Here is an 18,257-nt window from a genome sequence, read left to right as displayed (position 1 = left end):
GACCACATGGAACGCAATAACATCATTTTAGTCGGCGCGCCGATGGACGCCGGAAAACGGCGTCAGGGTTGCCGAATGGGTCCTGACGCATATCGCGTGGCCGGGCTGGATCAGGCTTTGACAGATCTTGGTCACTCCGTTTGCGATTGGGGCGACGTGCAACCTGAAGAAACCGGCTTGCCCGAACATCCGCACCTGTTCGCGCTGCCCGAATGCATCGGTTGGACGCAAGCGCTGAGCAAGGTCGCGCTAAAAGCGGCTGATCGGGGCATTCCGATCTTCATGGGCGGCGATCACGCGTTGTCCATGGGAACCGTGACCGGGATGGCCGCTTATGCTGCAAAGATTGACCGCCCACTGTTCGTTCTGTGGCTGGATGCCCATAGTGACTTTCACACCCCCGACAGCACAGACAGCGGCAACCTGCATGGCACACCCGTCGCCTATTTCACAGGAAGGCCGGGGTTCGAGGCATTTCCTTCCTTACCTGCCATCGTGCCAACGGACCGCGTCGGCATGATCGGCCTACGCTCTGTCGACCCGGCAGAACGTTCGGCGCTGGAACAAAACCGGGCCATGCTGGCCGACATGCGCAGCATTGACGAACATGGGATCAAGGCCCCGTTGCTGGCGTTTCTGGACCGCGTCAAAGTTGAAAACGCCCTTCTCCACGTTTCGTTGGATGTTGATTTCCTGGACCCGGCCATCGCCCCTGCCGTCGGCACCACTGTTCCTGGCGGTGCGACCGAGCGCGAGGCTCATCTGGTCATGGAACTGCTGCATGAAAGCGGACTGGTCAGTTCGCTGGATCTTGTCGAACTGAACCCGTTTCTGGATGAACGTGGCCGCACTGCAAAACTGATGGTCGATCTGGCCGCCTCACTTATGGGCCGTCGCGTCTTTGACCGCCCCACCCGGAGTTTCTGATGCTATCGCTACAAGCACCGTCTGCAGCAGTAATGATCCGGCCACATGCCTTTGCCTCCAACCCGGAAACACGCGATGACAATGCGTTTCAAACGCTGAGTATCACGTCGGCCGCAGCCACGTCGGAAGCTGCGAGAGATGAACATGACCAGGCAGTTCAACGCCTGCGCGACACAGGAATCACTGTTCACGTTTTTGATGATTTTGGCGATCTCGACACACCCGACAGCGTTTTCCCAAACAATTGGTTTTCCACACATCCTGGTGGTCACATAGCAGTTTACCCGATGTTCGTGCCGTCTCGCCGACGCGAGCGGCGAACCGATGTCATCGAACTGCTCAAACATGAGTATCGCGTGCAGGATGTCATAGACTATTCCGGGCTGGAACAAGACAAACTTGCGCTGGAAGGGACAGGTGCGATGGTGTTGGACCACATTGCCCGCATCGCGTATACAGTCACGTCCAATCGCGCCGACCCGGTCTTGCTGGAGCGGTTCTGCACTCATTTCAACTATGAACCAATTGCCTTTCAGGCCCGCGACGCAAAAGGCAGGGACGTTTATCATACCAACGTATTGATGGGGATCGGCACTCATTACGCGTTAATCTGCCTCGACATGATATCGGACCCCGACCGTCGCTTGAACATTCGCAATCGGTTAGAGGAATCCGGTCGAACCGTGATTGATCTGACTCATGACCAAATCGCCGAATTTGCGGGGAATGCAATTGAGTTGAAGGGACGCGATGGATTGGTGCTGGCATTGTCGAGCCGAGCGTTAGGCGCCCTCACTCCTGATCAAATCAAAATAATCCAAGCCAGTGCAACGCCTTTGCCACTGTCCGTCCCAACAATCGAAACCGCTGGTGGGTCAGTACGCTGCATGATTGCAGGCGTCCACCTTGCCCGCCGATAGGAGAGTACGATGCAACCTTCTGACAAGGCACTCGTGCCTTTTGTGTCCGTCGACAACATGATGCGTTTGATCCACCACATTGGCGTCGAACAGATGATCGTTCAGATCGCCGATCAAATCGAATCCGATTTCAAACGGTGGGAAAGCTTTGACAAGACCCCGCGTATCCCGGCGCATTCTCCGCACGGTGTGATTGAACTGATGCCCACCTCGGATGGTGAGGCATATGGGTTCAAATACGTGAACGGTCATCCCAAAAACACCTCCGAGGGTCTGCAAACTGTGACCGCATTCGGATTGCTGGCGGATGTTTACACCGGATATCCCACTCTGCTGACCGAAATGACGATGCTGACGGCGTTGCGCACGGCGGCAACGTCGGCTCTGGTCGGACGCTATCTTGCCCCGAAGAATGCCACAACCATGGCCATGATCGGCAATGGGGCGCAGTCCGAGTTCCAATGCCTCGCTTTCAAAGCAATGTGCGGGATCGACACTGTGCGGCTTTACGATATCGATCCCGGTGCAACAGCGAAATGCGCCGCAAACCTACAAGGCAAGGGCCTGACGGTCGTCCCATGCAAGACGCCGGAAGATGCTATTGAAGGCGCTCAGATCATCACCACCTGCACGGCAGACAAGAAAAACGCCACCATCCTCACCGACAACATGGTCGGTCCCGGCGTCCACATCAACGCCATCGGTGGCGATTGCCCCGGCAAGACAGAATTGCATCGCGACATCTTGCTGCGCTCAGACATTTTCGTCGAATATCCCGAGCAAACCCGGATCGAGGGCGAGATTCAGGCGCTGGATGCTGATCATCCCGTGACCGAGATGTGGCAGGTCATGACCGGTGCTGCCAAAGGGCGCACAGACAACCGCCAAATCACCCTGTTCGACAGCGTTGGCTTCGCGATTGAAGATTTCTCAGCCCTGCGTTATGTCAAGCAGGCGATCGAAGGCACCGCATTCTTTGAACCTCTGGACATGCTGGCAGACCCGGACGATCCGCGCGACCTGTTCGGAATGCTGATGCGGGCCGGTTAGGCGCACCTAAGGGGGCTCTGCCCCCGTCGCCCGTGCCGGGCGCCTCCCCCGGGATATTTATTGGCCAGATGAAGCAGGGGATCCGTTCTTCATCTGGCTTTAAATATCCCGGAGCGCGAGGCAGAGCCTCGCATCCCACCTAACCCGCAAGCGATGGCAGGTAGAGTACAATACCAGGGAACGCCACAAGCATTGCTATGGTCAGGGCGTCGGCCACGAAAAACGGCGTCACACCTCTGAAGACATCCTGAACACTCAAATCCGGACGCACCCCGGCGACGACAAAGCAATTCAATCCAATTGGCGGTGTAATCAGGCAGAATTCGGCCATTTTGACTACCAGAATTCCGAACCAGATCGCGCACATCGGGCCGGACATGCCAAACGCACTGTCTGCGGCACTGACAGATTCACCACCGTTCAGCGCCATAACCGCCGGATAAACAACAGGTAAGGTCAAGAGCAGCATTCCAATCGCATCCATGAACATGCCCAACACGGCGTAGGCAAGAAGAATACAGATCAGGATCAACATGGGCGACATCTCGAGCCCGGTTATCCAGTCAGAAAAGGCGCCGGGAAGGTCTGCAAATCCTAGAAACCGCACATAGATCAGAACGCCCCAGATGATCGAAAAGATCATCGCGGTAAGCTTGGCCGTTTCCAGCAGCGCGGATTTGAATTCACTCCACCGCATCCCGTGGAACAGGGCGAAGCAGAAGACGATAAAGGCGCCGATTGCACCGCCTTCCGTCGGTGTGCCCCACGCTTTTTCACCAAACGGGTTATAGACAAAGCAGATGATGATCAGGATGACGGCGACAATAGGAATGGCTCCGGGAAGGGCCGAAAAGCGCTGTTTCCATGTAAAGCCTGTGACCGGAGGACCGACGGACTTAAAGATCACAGCGATCCCGACAATCAGCACGGCATAGATGATCGCTGAAAAAGCACCCGGAATGAACCCCGCCAGAAGTAGCTTCCCGACATCCTGCTCGACGATGATCGCGTAGATCACCAGTATGGCCGATGGTGGGATCAACGAGGCCAGCGTTCCTCCGGCGGCCACCACACCAGCAGCAAAGCGTTTGTTGTAGCCGACCTTTAGCATTTCCGGGATCGCGATGCGGGCAAAGACGGCAGAGGTGGCGACCGAGGCACCCGAAACCGCGGCGAAACCGGCGGTGGCAAAAACAGTTGAAACCGCCAACCCTCCAGGAACCCAGGCGACCCAGCGTTTGGCAGCTTCAAACAACGCCCGCGTGAGCCCTGCGTAATAGGCCAGATACCCGATCAGGATAAAGGTCGGGATCAGGCTGAGGGTGTGAGAGGCAACTTTGGAATGCGGCACTTGCCCGGCGGTTTTGACCGCAACTGTCAGCGCCTTTCCAAACCGCGCAGGATCATACCCAAACTTGGCCCAAAAAATCCAAACCAGCCCGATAAGCCCGGCCAAGCCCGCAGCGAACGCCACGCGCATGCCGACCACGACAAAGACCAGAAGCCCGCCCGTGACCCAGAGGCCAATTTCAATCGTGTCCATAAATCAGTCCTGCCCTTCGAACTGTTCGGCCTCAGCCGCTGCTTGTGCTGCCGCGTCCTGTATCAACGGAACGGCCACCGGAGCTTCCAGTCCCAGCCATAATGCGCGGCCATAGCCCCAAGCCTGCAAAGCAAGCCGCAGGCACAGTACGGAAAACGCGATGGGGGCCAGTAGTTTCGCGGGCCACAATGGAATTCCGATATCAATGGAACTGTCGCGGCTCCACAATGGTGCGCCCAAGTCAAAGGAGCGGTCGAAGTGAGACCAACTGCCCCAAACCAGTGCAAGCATCAGAAGCAGGATCAAAACCACCGAGACCAGTTCGAACAGCCACAACCCCCTGCCGTGAAGGCGCGATAGAACGATGTCCATGCGGATGTGGCCGCCATCGCGCTGAACATATGAAATGCCCAGAAATGCGATCAGTGGCATCGCCTGTTCGATCCAGTCAACATATCCTGGCAATGGGGCATTCAGGGCATTGCGCCCACTGACCGAAATAACGGCCAGCACCATCAAGCCAAATACTGCGAAACCGCTGATGAGCGCCAGAAAACGCTCCAGTTTCAACAACTTCTGATCCAGCTGGCTCAGACGGCTTCCGTCCACCAGCACTGTGGCCTGTCCTGCCATTCCGGTGTTCCCCAATATTTGTGTACCGGGTGCCCGTTGGGCACCCGGGTTTAGGATCAGTTGCCGCCGCGCTGTTGGGTCAGCGTCGCCTGAACGAGATCATAAAGATCCTGCGCTGGCAGTCCCTGTTCCGTCATTTCCGCGATCCACTTTTCACGGATCGGGTCGGCTGCCTTGGTGCGGAATTCTGCGATCACGGCATCATCGATCATGACTTTCTGGACACCCTTTTCTTGCAGAACACTGTCCCATTGCTCGAGCAATCCGTCGTAATTTGTCAGGTAATGGTCAATCGCCTCATCAATCGAGTTGTCCAGCGCTTCGCGATGCGCGGCTGGCAGGGCCTCATAGGCGTCAATGTTGACCACAACTGGGCAGTTTACCGTTCCTGGGTTCAGGTTTGCCGTCCACCAGTCGGCTTCGTTGATCGTCCCGAAAGACAGATGTGCGTGCTGGGCAAAGGCTACAGTGTCGACGACACCTGATTCCATGGCGTTGAACGCTTCGGTTGCGGGGACCGATGTCGGAACACCTCCGACCGCCTCAAAGGCTTGCCCCAAACCGCCAGTTGCACGGACCCGCATTCCGTCAAAATCGGCCAGTTCATCGCGTGGCTCGCCGGTACCGACCAAGTTATACTGCGGCATCGGCGAGGTCATGATGATGCGGGCGTTCCATTGGGCCATCTCATCTTTGACTGCGGGATGGTCATATACCGCATGGCTTATCGCCACCTCCTCCTGCAGGTTGTTCACGCCAAGGAAGGGCAGCTCCAGAACAGTAATCGCGCGGTTTTTGTCGCGGTGGTAGCCTGCGCAGAACTGAGCCATCTCGAAGGCGCCGATTTCAATACCGTCCAAGTTCTCGCGCGGCTTGGATAGTCCGCCATAGCTGACATTGATGGTGAATTCACCGCCGGTTTTTTCGCTGACAAGCTCGGCCAGTTTTTCAACATGCTCGGTGAAGGCACGACGTTTGCCCCAGACTGATGCGTTCCATTCAGTTGCAAAGGCTTCACCGACAAAAGCAAAGCTCAGGGCGGCGACGGCCGCGCCGCTCAACATCTTTTTCATCATTTGATCTCCCATTGCTGCGCCTCCTCCCGAGGCGCTTGAGGATCAAGCTAGCGCCAACATTCTACTGTGCCAACCCTGCCTTGGCTTTCCGCTGGTATCAGAAGAAGTTCCCGCTTGGATTGCGCATGCAGGAAAACCAGGTGTTCGTGGACTGACCCCCGCTTGTGTCAAGCAATGCAAGCAGGACATGTGTTACACCTATCCATTTACTTTAAAAAGATTTTCACAAAATTTACGCATTTTCTTTACTAGATGTGGCCGTGGTTAGAAATTTCTTTACAAATAAATTCAGGGATTCCGGCAATTTATTTATTTATTTTCAGAACTCGGTAATATTCGACCTTGGGGAGGAACGGGATCGACATTGCCGGACCAAGTGGCAAAAAATGTCCCAACGTAATCCAGTCCAGAGGGAGGAGCCTCAAAAATGACCACCGCTGCCCAGGCAGATGCCAAGACCTATCCGCCATCCGCAGAAACCGTCGCCCGTGCGCATGTTGATGCCGAAAAATATGCCGGCTTGTACGCCGCTTCGATCAGTGACCCCGACGCATTCTGGGGCGAGCAAGGCAAGCGCGTCGACTGGATCAAACCCTTCACCCAGGTCAAAGACGTTAACTACGATTTCGGTTCGGTTAAAATAAACTGGTATGCCGATGGCACCTTGAATGTCTCGGCCAACTGTTTGGATCGCCACCTGAAAACCCGTGGTGATCAAACGGCAATCATCTGGGAACCGGACGATCCAAATGATCCGGCTCAGCATATCTCTTACGCAGAACTGCACCGCCGCACCTGCCGCATGGCCAACATCCTTGAATCTATGGGTGTGCGCAAAGGCGACCGCGTCGTCATTTATCTGCCTATGATCCCCGAGGCCGCTTATGCCATGCTGGCCTGCGCGCGGATCGGCGCAATCCACTCTATTGTTTTTGCAGGCTTCTCGCCGGACGCTCTGGCAGCCCGGATCAACGGCTGTGACGCCAAGGTTGTCATCACCGCGGACGAGGCTCCGCGCGGTGGTCGTAAGACGCCGCTGAAATCCAATGCTGACGCGGCACTGCTACACTGCAAGGATACGGTCAAGTGCCTTGTCGTCAAACGCACCGGTGGCCAGACCACCTGGATTGACGGTCGTGACTTTGACTACAACGAAATGGCCCTTGAGGCGGACGACTACTGCGCACCAGCCGAAATGAGCGCCGAAGATCCGCTGTTCATCCTCTACACCTCCGGCTCGACAGGTCAGCCAAAAGGCGTTGTTCACACAACCGGCGGCTATCTTGTTTACGCCGCAATGACGCATGAGATCACCTTCGATTACCACGAAGGCGACGTGTACTGGTGTACGGCGGATGTGGGCTGGGTGACCGGCCACAGCTATATTGTCTATGGCCCGCTGGCCAATGGTGCGACAACGCTGATGTTCGAAGGCGTTCCAACCTTCCCCGACGCGTCGCGTTTCTGGCAGGTCTGCGAAAAACACAAGGTGAACCAGTTTTACACCGCGCCCACAGCGATCCGCGCCCTGATGGGTCAGGGCAAAGAGTTTGTCGAGAAATGCGACCTCAGCGATCTGCGCACTCTGGGAACCGTGGGTGAACCGATCAACCCCGAAGCCTGGAATTGGTACAACGAAGTCGTTGGCAAGGGCAAATGTCCCATCGTTGATACATGGTGGCAAACTGAAACCGGCGGTCACCTAATGACCCCCCTGCCCGGCGCCCATGCAATGAAGCCCGGATCGGCAATGAAACCGTTCTTTGGCATCGAACCTGTGGTGTTGGACCCTCAGTCCGGCGTTGAGATCGAAGGTAATGGTGTCGAGGGTGTGCTCTGCATCAAAGACAGCTGGCCCGGCCAGATGCGCACTGTCTGGGGCGATCATGAGCGGTTCGAAAAGACCTATTTTTCGGATTACAAAGGCTACTACTTCACTGGTGATGGCTGTCGTCGCGATGAAGATGGCGACTACTGGATCACCGGCCGCGTGGACGATGTGATCAACGTGTCTGGCCACCGCATGGGAACGGCCGAGGTGGAAAGCGCTCTGGTTGCACACGCCGCCGTAGCAGAAGCTGCGGTTGTTGGGTATCCCCATGAAATCAAGGGGCAAGGCATCTATTGCTATGTCACTTTGATGAATGACCGTGAACCAAGCGAAGAGCTCCGTAAGGAGTTGCGCACCTGGGTCCGGACCGAAATCGGACCGATTGCCAGCCCCGATGTGATCCAATGGGCCCCGGGCCTGCCCAAAACACGTTCCGGTAAGATCATGCGCCGCATCCTGCGCAAGATCGCCGAAAATGATTTTGGTTCGCTGGGTGACACCTCGACACTGGCCGATCCGTCGGTGGTCGAAGACCTGATCGAAAACCGCGCAAGCAAGTGAGGATGTGATGGACGCCGCCACGATCACCACTCCCGCAGTACTCATCCTTCTCGGCCCTCCGGGCGCCGGGAAGGGCACGCAGGCCCGGATGCTGGAAGAGAAATTCGGGCTTGTTCAACTCAGCACGGGTGACCTGCTGCGCGAAGCCGTTGCCGCAGGCACGGACGCAGGCAAAGCCGCCAAAGCCGTGATGGAAGCCGGTGATCTGGTCAGTGACGAGCTCGTCATTGCGATCCTGCGCGACCGTATGGCGCAATCAGATTGCGCCAAGGGCGTCATTCTGGATGGGTTCCCCCGCACAACGGTTCAGGCAGAGGCGCTGGATGGTCTGCTGGCGTCCAATGACCAGAAGATCAACGCAGCAATCAGCCTGGAAGTGGAAGATGCCGAAATGGTGATCCGCATTTCGGGCCGCTACACCTGCGCGGGCTGCGGCGAAGGGTACCACGACCAGTTCAAGAAGCCAGCCGAAGACGGAAAGTGCGACAAGTGCGGCAGCACCGAATTCAAGCGCCGCGCGGATGACAACGCTGAAACCGTGGCTTCGCGCCTGGCGGCTTATCATGCACAGACCGCGCCGCTGATCACCTATTACGACGGTCACGGTGTTCTGAAACGCATCAATGCCATGGGCAGGATCGAAGATATCGCTGGCGATCTCGAAGGGATCGTGAGCGACACCATGAGTTAAGGGGAGGAGATAAGCCACAAGGCTTTGATCCTAAAAAGAATACTTCAAAAGACCGCTTTGGCGGACTGGTGAAGTTTTACCTGGCACCATACGGTGTTGGGCATTGTCGAGAAGCGGACCGACGCACTGGAGGAGTTGAGCACCGGGCCGCCAAACGAGGAAGCGAAGGAGGAACCCGCAATGGCGGATCAATCTACAAACTCCGCGCAGGCAGCCGAAGCCGACAAGGGCTATTGGCAGGCCAACCTGCGCCTCATCTACATCAGCCTCGTGATCTGGGCGCTGGTGTCATTTGGATTCGGCATCCTGCTGCGTCCGCTGCTGTCGGGCATCGCCGTCGGTGGTACTGATCTGGGCTTTTGGTTCGCTCAGCAAGGATCGATCCTGGTCTTTCTGGTGCTGATCTTCAACTACGCCTGGCGCATGAACAAGCTAGACGCCGAACACGGCGTGGATGAAGAGTAAGGGAGAGCGGGGATAATGGATCAGTTTACCATCAACCTGCTGTTTGTCGGCGCATCCTTCGCGCTGTACATCGGCATTGCGATTTGGGCCCGCGCGGGTTCCACATCAGAGTTCTACGCCGCCGGTCGCGGCGTACACCCGGTCACCAACGGTATGGCAACAGCGGCGGACTGGATGTCTGCGGCCTCGTTCATCTCGATGGCGGGCCTGATTGCCTTTACCGGCTATGACAACTCGACCTTCCTGATGGGGTGGACGGGTGGCTACGTGCTGTTGGCCCTGCTGCTTGCGCCGTACCTGCGCAAATTCGGCAAGTTCACCGTATCGGAATTCATCGGCGACCGTTTCTACAGCCAGACAGCGCGCATCGTTGCGGTGATCTGTCTGATTGTCGCATCGGTGACCTACGTTATCGGTCAGATGACCGGTGTTGGGGTTGCCTTTGGCCGCTTCTTGGAAGTGTCGAACACCACCGGGCTGTTGATCGGTGCAGGCGTTGTGTTTGCCTACGCGGTGTTCGGAGGGATGAAGGGCGTGACCTATACACAGGTCGCTCAGTACTGCGTGCTGATCACCGCCTACACCATCCCTGCCATCTTTATCTCGCTACAGCTGACCGGCACTCCGATTCCGGCGCTGGGTCTGTTTGGCGACACTGCAAGCGGTGTACCGCTACTGACCAAACTGGACGGCATCGTAACAGAGCTGGGCTTCAACGAATACACGGCCCATCACTCCAACACGCTGAATATGGTGCTGTTCACCCTGTCGCTGATGATCGGTACCGCCGGTCTGCCGCACGTTATCATGCGCTTCTTCACCGTCCCCAAAGTGTCTGACGCACGTTGGTCGGCTGGCTGGGCGTTGGTCTTCATCGCGCTGCTGTATCTGACCGCTCCGGCTGTTGGCGCAATGGCCCGTCTGAACATCACCGACATGATGTGGCCCAATGGTGGCATCGAAGGTGGTGCCGTTACAGTCGAACAGATCGACAATGATGCACGGTACGACTGGATGGCCACATGGCAGAAAACCGGCCTGCTGGATTGGGAGGACAAGAACGGCGACGGCAAGATTCAGTACTACAATGACAAATCTGAATCGATGCAGGCGATTGCGGAACAAAAAGGCTGGGTCGGTAACGAGCTGACCAAGTTCAACCGCGATATCCTGGTTCTGGCCAACCCCGAGATTGCCAACCTGCCCGGTTGGGTAATCGGTCTGGTCGCTGCCGGTGGTCTTGCGGCTGCTCTGTCGACTGCTGCGGGCTTGCTGCTGGCGATTTCGTCGGCCGTGTCCCACGACTTGATCAAGGGCGCAATCAACCCGCAGATCTCGGAAAAAGGCGAGCTTCTGTCGGCACGGATTGCGATGGCTGTGGCGATTGCTGTAGCGACCTGGTTGGGTCTGAATCCTCCGGGCTTTGCAGCACAGACTGTTGCTCTGGCCTTTGGTCTGGCGGCAGCCTCGATCTTCCCGGCACTGATGATGGGGATCTTCTCGACCCGCATCAACAACACCGGTGCGGTTGCAGGTATGCTGGCAGGTCTGGTCGTTACCCTGGTCTACATCTTCCTGCACAAGGGTTGGATGTTTATTCCGGACACCAACTCGTTCACCGATGCCGATCCGTTGCTGGGTCCGATCCAGTCGACCTCGTTCGGCGCTGTCGGTGCCATGGTCAACTTTGCTGTCGCCTATGTTGTGGCTGGCATGACCAAGGAAACTCCGCCGGAGATCAAGGAACTGGTCGAAAGCGTTCGCATTCCCCGTGGTGCGGGTGCAGCTCAGAACAAGTGAGCATGATGCGGTCGTTGGCTCTTGCCTTCGACCGCGTCTTTCGATCCACTACTCCCGCCCGGCATACCACTGGGCGGGATTTTTTCACCAGAACACCGGAGACATCAGATGCCCCTGTCCCACGATGAAATCGCCCGGTTTCTGAAATCCGTTCATCCCTATGACGCGTTACCGGCTGAAGCCCTGGATCAGATCGTAAAACAGATCGAGGTCTGGGAAGTAGAGGAAGACACCTCGGTCTATGAACTGGGTCATGCGCTTCCCGGCGTATTCGTGATCTATGAAGGACAGGTTGAAATCACCGATGAGAATGGTGCCGTTGTCTCTCAACTAGGCTTGCGCAATTCTTTTGGAGAGCGCGGACTGCTGAAAGACGGCAAGGCAGCCACCAAGGCGCGTGCGCACACTCCGTCGGTCCTGATTGTTTTGCCACCGGATCTGGTGCGCGAGTTGATCGACGGTCACGATGTGGTCGCCAAGTTCTTCAACCGCACACGCGGCGACAGAAGCGGCCCGCAAAGCCTTGCGACCAGTTCCATTGATATTCTGATGGCGCATAACCCGGCTACCTGCCCCGCGGATACGCCTGTTCAGAAAGCGGCGCAGATCATGCGCGACAAACACATCTCGTCACTATGCATCACAGACGGCGACACGTTGCAGGGCATCGCGACGCTCCGGGATATCTCAGGCAAATATGTTGCGGACGGCCTGCCTCCGTCCACACCGGTTTCCGAGATCATGACCGCGAACCCCGTCACCCTGTCACCCGGTGACATCGGCTCAGACGTGTTGCACATCATGATGGAACGCGGCATCGGCCACGTCCCGATTTCAGAGGGCGGTCGGCTGGTCGGTATCGTCACACAAACCGACCTGACACATTACCAGGCCGTGAACTCGGCCGAACTGGTGCGACGCATCGCCCAGGCAAATACCGCCGAAGATATGGCGCGGGTAACGGCGGAAATCCCACAGCTGCTGGTACAACTGGTTGCAGGAGGGAATCGGCACGAAATCGTCACACGCCTGATCACCGACGTTGCTGACACGGTTACCCGGCGCCTTCTGGCCCTTGCTGAACAGAAACTGGGCCCGCCCCCTGTGCCGTATCTGTGGCTGGCATGCGGCTCGCAAGGGCGGCAGGAGCAGACAGGCGTGTCGGATCAGGACAACTGCCTGATGCTGGATGACAGCCTAACCGATGCGGATATGGAGTACTTTGTAATGCTGGCCAGGTTCGTGTCGGACGGGCTGGATACCTGTGGCTATTTCTATTGTCCCGGCGACATGATGGCGACCAATCCGCGCTGGTGTCAGCCGGTGCGTGTCTGGCGCGACTATTTCAAGGGATGGATCGCCAAACCGAACCCCGAAGCGCAGATGCTGGCCTCGGTCATGTTTGACTTGCGCCCGATAGGCGGCACGTTCGACCTGTTCGCCGACCTGCAAGCCGACACATTGGCGGCGGCCAGGTCCAATTCGATCTTCGTCGCACATATGATCTCGAACTCGTTGAAACACACGCCGCCGCTGGGGTTGCTGCGTGGGTTTGCAACCATCCGGTCGGGCGAGCACCGCAACACGCTGGATATGAAACACAATGGTGTTGTTCCGGTCGTGGATCTGGCGCGGATCTACGCCTTGCAAGGCGAACTGCCCGAGGCCAATACCCGCGCCCGCCTTAAAGCGGCTGAGGCCAATAGCGTTCTCAGCGCGTCGGGTGCACGCGATTTACTGGACGCCTATGATCTGATCGCCGAAACCCGGCTGGAACATCAGGTCCAACTGGTCAAATCGGGCAAGAAACCAGACAATTATCTGCCACCTTCCGATCTTTCGGACTTTGAGCGAAGTCATCTTCGTGACGCCTTCGTTGTGGTAAAAACCATGCAATCAGCGGTCGGCCACGGCAAGGGAATGCTGGGCTGACATGCATCTGAAGAACGGAGAGACACGATGTTTCTGGAATTGATCGGCACTGTTTTTGCGGGCTTCGCTTTTGCGGGTATCGTTCTTGTGCTGAACAAGCTGACCGGAGGGCGGTTGCCGAAATGGGTTACTCCGGTCGCGGCGGGTTTGGGGATGATCGCTGTGACCATATCCAGCGAGTATTCCTGGTACGACCGTACGCGCGAACAGCTTCCCGAGGAAATGGCAATCGTGCAAGAGGTTGAAAGCCGCGCCCTCTACCGCCCGTGGACCTATGCCGTGCCCTTCGTCGACCGCTTTGCCGCTATCGACACCGTGTCGGTGCGAACAAACGAAAACGTTCCCGACCAACGACTTGTCGATCTTTATTTCTTCGGTCGCTGGGCTCCGGTTTCAAAACTGCCCGTGGCCGTAAACTGTGCCGAGAATCGTCGCGCCAACCTTGCGGACGGTGCTGAGTTTTCCGATGACGGACGTCTGCTGAATGCAGACTGGATATCTGCCGGGCCTGCCGACCCCATCATCGACGCCACCTGCGGGGTTTGACAATGCTCACAGGGTTAAGCCTGCGGCTCAGGATATTTCTGTTTTTCTGCCTGCTCGCGCTCGGCGGGATATCAATCAGTTCCGCCGCCCTGTGGATCACCTATGCCCGGGCCGCACAACCTGACCTGTTTGATGACTTCATCTTTGCCGAGGTTCTGATCGGGTTTGGATTGCTGGCTTTGATCGCCGGTGTCTGGCTGTTGTTTGACGACAATGTCGCCAAGCCGATCGAACGGCTTTCAGCGCAACTGCGGGCCCGCGCTCATGCCGGTGTCAGCACGGACCTGGACATGCAGGCCGCGCGGTATTTGGGAGATCTGGCCCCTGCTGCAGCTGGCCTGGCCGAGCAACTTGCCGCAAATGCCATGCACACAGCCGAGGCGGTGGCTGCTGAAACCGCTCATCTGGCGGCGGAAAAACAGCGCCTTACTGCCCTTCTGACCGAGATCCCGGTCGCCATGTTGCTGGCCAGTCCAAAACACCAGATCGTTTTGTATGACGGTCAGGCGGCCGAGGTGCTGGCCCAGATCGCGCATCCCCGCCTGAACGCCTCGCTCTTCGAGTATATCGAATCGACGGGGCTGACGGACGCGTATGGAAAGTTGTGCAAATCAGGTAAGGATGTTTTCTGCACCCTGACCAGCGTGGACGGCCGACAAACCTATTCGGCCCGAATGAAGCCATTGGGTGACGCACCCGGTTACATGCTGGTGTTCGAAGACAGCGTTGCCCGTATGTCGCCAGATGAGGCCCGCCCACTGGTCTATGATTTCGAATTGCTGGACACGCCGGGTGACGGCGCGTTTGAAAACCGCTCTTTGCTGGATCTATGTTTTGTGGTCTTCGACACGGAAACAACCGGCTTGCTGCCACACAAGGATGAGATCGTTCAGATCGGCGCGGTCCGCGTTGTGAAAGGCAAGATCGTCGCGGGCGAGCATCTGGACATGCTTGTAGATCCGGGCATTCCGATCCCTGCTGCCTCGACCCGCGTGCACAAGATCAGTGATCACATGGTTCAGGGCGCACCGGATATTGCCAAAGCCGGACGTGTGTTTCACCAATTCTCACGCGATGCGGTGATTGTGGCCCATAACGCGCCGTTCGACATGGCGTTCCTTCGCCGCCATGCCAAGCGTATGGAAGTCGAATGGGATCATCCGATACTCGACACTGTGCTGTTGTCGGCCGTTTTGTTCGGCGCCAGCGATACACATACACTGGACGCGCTGTGTGAACGGCTGGACATCACTATCCCCGAGGCGCTACGTCATACGGCATTGGGCGACGCGGTGGCAACAGCCGAGGCGCTGGTCAAGATGCTGCCCATCCTGCAAGCGCGCGGGCTGAACACCTTTGGCGAAGTCATCGTCCAGACCCGCAAACACGGGCGTCTGCTGGAAGACCTTAATTAACTCCGAAAATTGCAATAGCCGTTCAGCTTTTCGTGGACAATCCGGGCCACGCATGGCACCTGATGCGCGGCCAAGGAACACGCGCGCGATATGACGGAAAAGATTTTCACACCAACCCCGGATCAAAGCCACGCCTTTCGTGAGGCTCTGGGATGTTTCGGAACGGGTGTCACCGTGATCACTGCGCAAACCGAAGACGGCCCACGTGCAATCACCGTAAACTCGTTTGCGTCGGTGTCCCTGGACCCGCCGCTGGTGCTGTGGTGCCTGGCCAGAGAGTCAAACCGCTTCGATACGTTCAGCACCTGCACGCATTACTCGATCCACGTCATGGCTCAGGATCAACAGGATCAGGCGCTAAGATTTGCACGCGACGGTGTGGATTTCACCCATGCCGAGTGGACGACAGACGAGGCTGATCGCCCGCAGCTGGCCAATTGCCTGGCTCGGTTTGACTGCCGTTTGCATGCCCGGCACGAGGCCGGAGATCATCTGATCATTGTCGGTCATGTGGATCAGGTCATGTACCGCACTGGCAAGGGTCTGATCTTCAAGCGCGGTCAGTTCGGCGGGTTTGTAGACCCTTTCTAGTCGTCCAGAGACCCATGCACCGCCAGCACCTCTAGCTGTGCGTCTTGCGGAGTGATCACACGAAAGGATTCGTGCACTCCTGTCTCAGATAATTCTCTGGCGACGGTCAGCAGCGTGTTGGCGGCATGGTCTTCACACAGATCTGACATGTGATCAATCTCAGCCTGTGCCACGCCTAATGCGGCTTCGACCGAGGGCGCTCCATAATACTGCACGAAGTGTTCTGCCAAGTTGCGGGTGACCTGATCCCTTTCAGCGGCTTCGATCTGGGTTACCGCCACAAATGTCACCCGGCCAAAGGTTTCCAGCCCCAGCCAGCCATTCGCAAAAGCCTGACGCGCCTTACCTTCCAGATCCGCGCCGCTCCAGTTCGAAAACTCGAACCCGCCCGAAACGCACCATTCGCCCGTACGTGCCGGAGAATGAAACACGTTCATGTCGCTTTCATCGAAATGGATGGCGCGGGCCAGTTTCATCGTCCGTTCTCCAATAATTCCGTCAACGGGCGCAAACGGGTGTTGACCCCGTCGCGGATCAGCATTCCGAACCGCTCATCCGCTCCAAGGAATACACCGCCATCGACCCGTGGCTCACCTACCCCACGCAGCAGGCCCATCCATTCGGCATGCAGCGGCGCGTTGCCATCCTCCTGCCAGCGGTTGAGCCAGGTCAGCATATGGCGTGACCAGCTTTCGACCAGTTGCGTGGCCGACACCTCGGCGCAGCCTTCATCATAAAGGGCTGTGACATCCGGTGTCTCGCCGGGCGCGGTGCTGGTTTGCATCAATGCGAGCTCCCAGCCGACAATCAGCCAATCCGGTTCTTCTTCCGCGTTTTCCCCGGATGCCGAAACGCGGAACACACCGCATTTCGCGCCATTCACACAGATCACACCGTCCCATTCCAGATGCACCGCCACTTCAGGCGGGGCCAGAGCGCCCAGCGCATTCTGAAACCCGACAGCACAAAGCGGCAGCATCGCCATCGCGTCCCGCAGTGGCACCTCGGGCGCAAATACGATCGCGACACGCAGGTAATCGGCCTGAATGTTATAAACAACCGCCCCCGCATCGCAGCCCAAAGCCGCCATAGCCTGGGCCCGTTCAAACGGGTCTTCCCCACCCTGAACCGGGTGACCCGTCAACAAGGGGGGAAAGACCGGTTGGCTCATGCGGTGCCTTTGGTGATCATGTCGCGGGCGATCTTGCGGAAAGCCTCGGCCTGAGGACTGTCTGGCTTGCTGACCACAATTGGCGCGCCCCCGTCTGCGGCTACACGAATGTCCAGATGCAACGGGATTTCACCCAGCAGCGGCACGCCCATCGCCTCGGCCTCAGACTTGACACCACCATGACCGAAAACATGTTCTTCGTGCCCACAGTTCGAACAGATATGCGTGGACATGTTTTCGATCATCCCAACAATAGGTGTCTTGAGCTGATTGAACATGTCGATCCCCTTGCGGGCATCAATCAGCGCCACGTCCTGCGGCGTCGAGACGACAATAGCGCCGTCCACCTTGAATTTCTGGCTTAGCGTCAGTTGCACGTCACCGGTGCCGGGCGGCAGGTCGACGATCAGCACGTCCAGGGCACCCCATTGCACCTGGCTCATCATCTGTTGCAGCGCCCCCATCAGCATCGGCCCGCGCCAGACAACCGCCTGCCCTTCGTTGGTCATCAACCCCATCGACATCATGGTGACGCCGTGGTTGCGCAGCGGTAGGATCGTCTTGCCATCGGGGCTGGCCGGGCGGCCCGAGACGCCTAACATCCGAGGCTGCGACGGCCCGTAAACATCCGCGTCCAGCAGACCCACGCGCCGCCCTTCTGCGGCCAGTGCACAGGCCAGATTGGCCGACACGGTGGATTTGCCCACCCCCCCCTTGCCAGAAGCAACCGCGAGGATCCGGTCAACACCGGGAACGGCCTGCGGTCCAGTTTGGGATGGTTTGGGTTTCGGCTTCAAATCCGGCGGCGCCTTATCGGAATGCGCAGTCATCAGGGCCGATACATTTGCAACGCCCTCAACCATCTGCGCAGCCTTCTCAGCTGTTGCGCGCACAGGTTCCATCTTGTCGGCATGCTTCGGATCAATCTCAAGAACAAAGCGAACCGTGTCGCCCTCAACATTCAGCGCGCGCACGATGCCCGCGCTGACAATGTCCTGACCCGAAACCGGATCGGTGATCTTTTTCAGGTTCGCCAGAACCGCGTCACGAACACTCATGCTGTTCTCTCCTTGGTGTGCCCCGCCGACAGGGGCGTGCGTGTCGA

General features: G+C 57.7%; 17 protein-coding genes. 11 read left to right on the top strand and 6 right to left on the bottom strand.

All coding sequences use genetic code 11. The features are described from left to right. Positions 1-6 precede the first annotated feature (6 nt). Genes rocF through ACR0ID_RS05570 form a run of 3 tightly spaced genes read left to right on the top strand, consistent with a single transcriptional unit; the run spans position 7 to position 2,897 of the window. Entirely contained in the window at positions 7-927 is a 921-nt protein-coding gene (gene rocF, locus ACR0ID_RS05580; RefSeq protein WP_480493559.1) for an arginase, read from the top strand. Then, positions 927-1,847, top strand: coding sequence for a citrulline utilization hydrolase CtlX (gene ctlX, locus ACR0ID_RS05575; RefSeq protein ID WP_480604275.1), 921 nt, complete (start codon positions 927-929; stop codon positions 1,845-1,847). The genes rocF and ctlX overlap by 1 nt, the downstream gene beginning before the upstream one ends. Before the next feature lie 9 nt (positions 1,848-1,856). Further along, a complete protein-coding gene (locus ACR0ID_RS05570) occupies positions 1,857-2,897 on the top strand; it encodes an ornithine cyclodeaminase (protein ID WP_480604273.1) in 1,041 nt (346 codons plus the stop codon). A gap of 139 nt (positions 2,898-3,036) precedes the next feature. Here ACR0ID_RS05570 and ACR0ID_RS05565 read toward each other — a convergent pair whose 3' ends face one another. Genes ACR0ID_RS05565 through ACR0ID_RS05555 form a run of 3 tightly spaced genes read right to left on the bottom strand, consistent with a single transcriptional unit; the run spans position 3,037 to position 6,146 of the window. Further along, the gene (locus ACR0ID_RS05565; RefSeq protein ID WP_480553294.1) at positions 3,037-4,440 is read right to left on the bottom strand and encodes a TRAP transporter large permease; all 1,404 of its coding nucleotides are present in this window, start codon (positions 4,438-4,440) and stop codon (positions 3,037-3,039) included. 3 nt (positions 4,441-4,443) lie between these two features. Continuing rightward, a complete protein-coding gene (locus ACR0ID_RS05560) occupies positions 4,444-5,073 on the bottom strand; it encodes a TRAP transporter small permease subunit (RefSeq protein ID WP_480472339.1) in 630 nt (209 codons plus the stop codon). A 56-nt stretch (positions 5,074-5,129) separates the two neighbouring features. Beyond that, positions 5,130-6,146, bottom strand: a complete 1,017-nt coding sequence (locus tag ACR0ID_RS05555) for a C4-dicarboxylate TRAP transporter substrate-binding protein (RefSeq protein ID WP_480553877.1) — start codon at positions 6,144-6,146, stop codon at positions 5,130-5,132. 430 nt (positions 6,147-6,576) lie between these two features. On the opposite strand from ACR0ID_RS05555, the gene acs reads away from it, so the two are divergent. From acs to ACR0ID_RS05515, 8 genes are all read left to right on the top strand, one after another. Then, on the top strand, positions 6,577-8,541 hold the full coding sequence (acs, locus tag ACR0ID_RS05550) for an acetate--CoA ligase (RefSeq protein WP_480604271.1): 1,965 nt from the start codon (positions 6,577-6,579) through the stop codon (positions 8,539-8,541). A 7-nt stretch (positions 8,542-8,548) separates the two neighbouring features. Further along, positions 8,549-9,232, top strand: a complete 684-nt coding sequence (locus ACR0ID_RS05545) for an adenylate kinase (RefSeq protein ID WP_480604269.1) — start codon at positions 8,549-8,551, stop codon at positions 9,230-9,232. A gap of 180 nt (positions 9,233-9,412) precedes the next feature. Then, positions 9,413-9,697: a DUF4212 domain-containing protein gene (locus ACR0ID_RS05540; protein ID WP_209504901.1), complete on the top strand. Its 285-nt coding sequence runs from the start codon at positions 9,413-9,415 to the stop codon at positions 9,695-9,697. Between the two features lie 15 nt (positions 9,698-9,712). Next, positions 9,713-11,497, top strand: a complete 1,785-nt coding sequence (locus tag ACR0ID_RS05535) for a sodium:solute symporter family protein (RefSeq protein WP_480476698.1) — start codon at positions 9,713-9,715, stop codon at positions 11,495-11,497. A 108-nt stretch (positions 11,498-11,605) separates the two neighbouring features. After that, complete coding sequence (locus tag ACR0ID_RS05530) at positions 11,606-13,429, top strand: DUF294 nucleotidyltransferase-like domain-containing protein (protein ID WP_480604267.1); 1,824 nt, start codon at positions 11,606-11,608, stop codon at positions 13,427-13,429. A gap of 27 nt (positions 13,430-13,456) precedes the next feature. Continuing rightward, complete coding sequence (locus ACR0ID_RS05525; RefSeq protein WP_480516730.1) at positions 13,457-13,975, top strand: hypothetical protein; 519 nt, start codon at positions 13,457-13,459, stop codon at positions 13,973-13,975. A gap of 2 nt (positions 13,976-13,977) precedes the next feature. Then, positions 13,978-15,390 (top strand): 3'-5' exonuclease, encoded by a 1,413-nt coding sequence (locus ACR0ID_RS05520; RefSeq protein ID WP_480604265.1) that lies wholly within the window; start codon positions 13,978-13,980, stop codon positions 15,388-15,390. A 90-nt stretch (positions 15,391-15,480) separates the two neighbouring features. After that, positions 15,481-15,981 carry a flavin reductase family protein gene (locus ACR0ID_RS05515; protein WP_480476690.1) on the top strand — a complete coding sequence of 167 codons (501 nt, stop codon included), beginning with the start codon at positions 15,481-15,483 and terminating at the stop codon, positions 15,979-15,981. Here the strand turns inward: ACR0ID_RS05515 and ACR0ID_RS05510 are convergent. From ACR0ID_RS05510 to ACR0ID_RS05500, 3 genes are read right to left on the bottom strand one after another with little or no spacing between them, the layout of a single operon-like run. Further along, a complete protein-coding gene (locus ACR0ID_RS05510; protein WP_480493367.1) occupies positions 15,978-16,457 on the bottom strand; it encodes a DUF6505 family protein in 480 nt (159 codons plus the stop codon). The two genes, ACR0ID_RS05515 and ACR0ID_RS05510, sit on opposite strands and share 4 nt — an antisense overlap. Beyond that, the gene (locus ACR0ID_RS05505; protein ID WP_480476686.1) at positions 16,454-17,152 is read right to left on the bottom strand and encodes a biotin/lipoate--protein ligase family protein; all 699 of its coding nucleotides are present in this window, start codon (positions 17,150-17,152) and stop codon (positions 16,454-16,456) included. Before ACR0ID_RS05505 ends, ACR0ID_RS05510 begins: the two co-directional genes overlap by 4 nt. Beyond that, positions 17,149-18,210: an Mrp/NBP35 family ATP-binding protein gene (locus tag ACR0ID_RS05500; protein ID WP_480553290.1), complete on the bottom strand. Its 1,062-nt coding sequence runs from the start codon at positions 18,208-18,210 to the stop codon at positions 17,149-17,151. Before ACR0ID_RS05500 ends, ACR0ID_RS05505 begins: the two co-directional genes overlap by 4 nt. Between the last annotated feature and the right edge of the window lie 47 nt (positions 18,211-18,257).

Source organism: Ruegeria sp. AL2 (genome assembly GCF_056540845.1).
The sequence above is the reverse complement of the archived record's forward strand: the minus strand, read 5'-3'. Positions and strand labels throughout refer to the sequence as shown.

Coding starts and splice junctions, on each gene's coding strand:
- rocF (WP_480493559.1), top strand. CDS start 7: ATGGAACGCAATAACATCATTTTAGTCGGCGCGCCGATGGACGCCGGA.
- ctlX (WP_480604275.1), top strand. CDS start 927: ATGCTATCGCTACAAGCACCGTCTGCAGCAGTAATGATCCGGCCACAT.
- ACR0ID_RS05570 (WP_480604273.1), top strand. CDS start 1,857: ATGCAACCTTCTGACAAGGCACTCGTGCCTTTTGTGTCCGTCGACAAC.
- ACR0ID_RS05565 (WP_480553294.1), bottom strand. CDS start 4,440: ATGGACACGATTGAAATTGGCCTCTGGGTCACGGGCGGGCTTCTGGTC.
- ACR0ID_RS05560 (WP_480472339.1), bottom strand. CDS start 5,073: ATGGCAGGACAGGCCACAGTGCTGGTGGACGGAAGCCGTCTGAGCCAG.
- ACR0ID_RS05555 (WP_480553877.1), bottom strand. CDS start 6,146: ATGAAAAAGATGTTGAGCGGCGCGGCCGTCGCCGCCCTGAGCTTTGCT.
- acs (WP_480604271.1), top strand. CDS start 6,577: ATGACCACCGCTGCCCAGGCAGATGCCAAGACCTATCCGCCATCCGCA.
- ACR0ID_RS05545 (WP_480604269.1), top strand. CDS start 8,549: ATGGACGCCGCCACGATCACCACTCCCGCAGTACTCATCCTTCTCGGC.
- ACR0ID_RS05540 (WP_209504901.1), top strand. CDS start 9,413: ATGGCGGATCAATCTACAAACTCCGCGCAGGCAGCCGAAGCCGACAAG.
- ACR0ID_RS05535 (WP_480476698.1), top strand. CDS start 9,713: ATGGATCAGTTTACCATCAACCTGCTGTTTGTCGGCGCATCCTTCGCG.
- ACR0ID_RS05530 (WP_480604267.1), top strand. CDS start 11,606: ATGCCCCTGTCCCACGATGAAATCGCCCGGTTTCTGAAATCCGTTCAT.
- ACR0ID_RS05525 (WP_480516730.1), top strand. CDS start 13,457: ATGTTTCTGGAATTGATCGGCACTGTTTTTGCGGGCTTCGCTTTTGCG.
- ACR0ID_RS05520 (WP_480604265.1), top strand. CDS start 13,978: ATGCTCACAGGGTTAAGCCTGCGGCTCAGGATATTTCTGTTTTTCTGC.
- ACR0ID_RS05515 (WP_480476690.1), top strand. CDS start 15,481: ATGACGGAAAAGATTTTCACACCAACCCCGGATCAAAGCCACGCCTTT.
- ACR0ID_RS05510 (WP_480493367.1), bottom strand. CDS start 16,457: ATGAAACTGGCCCGCGCCATCCATTTCGATGAAAGCGACATGAACGTG.
- ACR0ID_RS05505 (WP_480476686.1), bottom strand. CDS start 17,152: ATGAGCCAACCGGTCTTTCCCCCCTTGTTGACGGGTCACCCGGTTCAG.
- ACR0ID_RS05500 (WP_480553290.1), bottom strand. CDS start 18,210: ATGAGTGTTCGTGACGCGGTTCTGGCGAACCTGAAAAAGATCACCGAT.